2 protein-coding genes are annotated in these 2,705 nt (G+C 33.9%); one reads left to right on the top strand and one right to left on the bottom strand.

All coding sequences use genetic code 11. From position 1 onward, the window contains the following. Window positions 1-161 precede the first annotated feature (161 nt). The gene (purB, locus tag EGH73_RS00020) at window positions 162-1,589 is read right to left on the bottom strand and encodes an adenylosuccinate lyase (protein WP_123280124.1); all 1,428 of its coding nucleotides are present in this window, start codon (window positions 1,587-1,589) and stop codon (window positions 162-164) included. A gap of 158 nt (window positions 1,590-1,747) precedes the next feature. On the opposite strand from purB, the gene EGH73_RS00025 reads away from it, so the two are divergent. Further along, window positions 1,748-2,623 carry an AraC family transcriptional regulator gene (locus EGH73_RS00025; protein WP_123280125.1) on the top strand — a complete coding sequence of 292 codons (876 nt, stop codon included), beginning with the start codon at window positions 1,748-1,750 and terminating at the stop codon, window positions 2,621-2,623. Window positions 2,624-2,705 lie beyond the last annotated feature (82 nt).

A 2,705-nucleotide genomic window follows, 5' to 3' on the forward strand; every position in this document is an offset into this window, starting at 1 on the left:
CTACACAGATAACATTCCTATGGAATGTTTCTTTTATATTATTTAGTAAGGCTGATTCCGTTAGGAATCATATTATCTGTTAGAAAGCCAATCTGAAAGAGAAAGGACAGTCCGTAGGACTGCTATCTCAAAATATGCAGCCCAAAAGACTGCAAATTAATTTATACTTTAAGATCAGCTTCTAGACCAATCAAATCCTGATTTGCATCGATAATCGGCTGAACTTCATTCGCAATGAATTCCTCCGTCTGTATTGGCGCAAAACCGATGAAGTTTTTAGGATCAAGAACCTCTTTTAATTTTGATTTATCTAATTTTAAAGAATTATCATTTAAAATTCTATCGATAAGGTCATTTTCTTTACCTTCTTCTTTTACCTTTTTAGACGCTTCCATAGAATGAACTCTGATTACTTCGTGGATTTCCTGACGGTCGCCACCAGCTTTCACTTCCTCCATAATGATGTATTCTGTTGCCATAAACGGCAATTCTTCCATAATATGTTTGTTGATTCTGTTCGGATAAACCACAATTCCGTTCATAATGTTATTCCAAATCAATAGAATTGCATCAACAGCTAAGAAAGCTTGTGGAATGGTTAATCTCTTGTTTGCAGAATCGTCCAATGTTCTTTCAAACCATTGTGTAGAAGCTACCATTGCAGAACTTGTCGTTAAAGACATTACATATTTTGCCAGTGCTCCGATTCTTTCGCTTCTCATTGGATTACGCTTGTAAGCCATTGCGGATGAACCGATTTGGTTTTTCTCGAATGGTTCTTCAATTTCCTTGAGGTTTTGAAGTAAACGTAAGTCGTTGGTGAATTTATGTGCAGATTGAGCGATATTTCCTAATAAAGCCACCACTTTTGCGTCAATTTTTCTGTCGTAAGTCTGTCCGGAAACTCCGAAAACCTTTTCGAAACCGAATCTTTTTGACAATTCTTTATCTAAATGTTTAACTTTAGAATAATCACCGTTGAAAAGCTCAAGGAAACTTGCAGCAGTTCCGGTAGTTCCTTTTACACCTCTGAATCTCAATGTTTCTAAGAAGAAATCTAATTCTTCGATGTCAAGAACTAAGCTTTGTAACCAAAGCGTTGCTCTTTTCCCAACAGTCGTTAACTGAGCCGGTTGGAAGTGTGTGAATCCTAAAGTCGGTAAATCTTTGTATTGAATTGCAAAATCAGAAAGATTTTTCATCACGCTCACCAACTTTTTCTTTAAAATTAAAAGTCCGTCACGGATTTGAATTAAATCGGTATTATCTCCTACAAATGCCGAAGTGGCTCCCAAGTGAATAATTCCTTTTGCAGAAGGCGCTACATCTCCATAAGCGTGAACGTGAGCCATCACATCGTGACGAAATTTTTTCTCGTAAGCTGCAGCCGCATCATAATCAATGTTTTCTGCATTGGCTTTCAATTCAGCGATTTGCTCGTCTGTGATGTCAAGTCCAAGGTCTTTTTCGATTTCAGCAAGGGCAATCCAAAGCTTTCTCCAGTTCTGGAACTTGTTGTTATGCGAAAAATTAAACAACATTTCTTCACTGGAATAGCGCTCTTCCAATGGATTTCTGTAGGAATTCATTTCTTTCTTTTTACTTTTTTTAGATTACACAAAAATAGGAATTTTCATTGAGAATTTAAAATCATAAAAAGTTCCCTCGATGTAATTTTTTAGAAACACAATTATCCTTAATTAATCAATAAAACTATAACTTTGCAACCCGCTATTAAGATGGAATTATGAAGAAATTGGAAATCAAAAAAAATATTCAAAAATTAGAAGATAAGCATCTTTCTTTCCGCGTTTTTGAATTAAGTGAAGAGAATTTAAGCCCATATCTAAAGCCTCATAAAAAAGACCATTTTTTTATTCTTGTGATTGAAAAAGGAACATTACAACTCCATATTGAAGATAAAATTCATTCTTTAAAAACCGGACAAATTTCCGTCGTATTTCCAGAGCAGGTTCATTTTACTTCAGATTTAAGTACAGATTTAAAAGGTAAGATTATCCTTTTTGAAGAAATTTTGTTCTGTTCCGATATTTTGAAAAACGAACTGAGTACGTATAATGTCAATCTTTCCACTCAACTAAATTGTACCATTTTATCTGCCGAAGATTTTGAACAAAGTGTAAATGCGATCAGAATTATTAAAGGAATTTATGAACATCCAAGCTTGATAAAAAAAGAACAGGCGAGATTTCAGATTAAAATATTTTTGTTAGGTTTGATAGAATCCGTTCACGGTTTGCATCCAATTTTACATAAAGAAACAGTCGACAAACCCATTTATGTTCGGTTTAAAAAATTATTGAATGAACATTACAAACAATATAGAACCGTTCAGTATTATGCCGAAGAACTAGCTATTACTCCTAAAAAATTAAATTCAATTACTAAAAAACATTGCGGAGAAACGGCGATTCAAGCGATTCATAATAGAATTTTAATTGAAATAAAGCGTCAGTTAATGTTTTCCGACCTTTCTCATAAAGAAATTGCTTTCGATTTAGGATTTAATTCACCTTCTGCCTTAAACAAATTTGTAAAAGCAAAATTGAAAGAAACGCCAACCGAACTTCAGCAAGAACTGGCGCAAATGTATAACGCATAGTCTTGTTTGTATAACAACGCTCGTTTTGGTTGGTCTACTTTTGTCTCATTAAAATTTCATATAAAAAATGAGCAAATTATTT

This window comes from Epilithonimonas hominis, assembly GCF_003730015.1.
GTDB lineage: Bacteria > Bacteroidota > Bacteroidia > Flavobacteriales > Weeksellaceae > Epilithonimonas > Epilithonimonas hominis.

Coding starts and splice junctions, on each gene's coding strand:
- purB (WP_123280124.1), bottom strand. CDS start 1,589: ATGAATTCCTACAGAAATCCATTGGAAGAGCGCTATTCCAGTGAAGAA.
- EGH73_RS00025 (WP_123280125.1), top strand. CDS start 1,748: ATGAAGAAATTGGAAATCAAAAAAAATATTCAAAAATTAGAAGATAAG.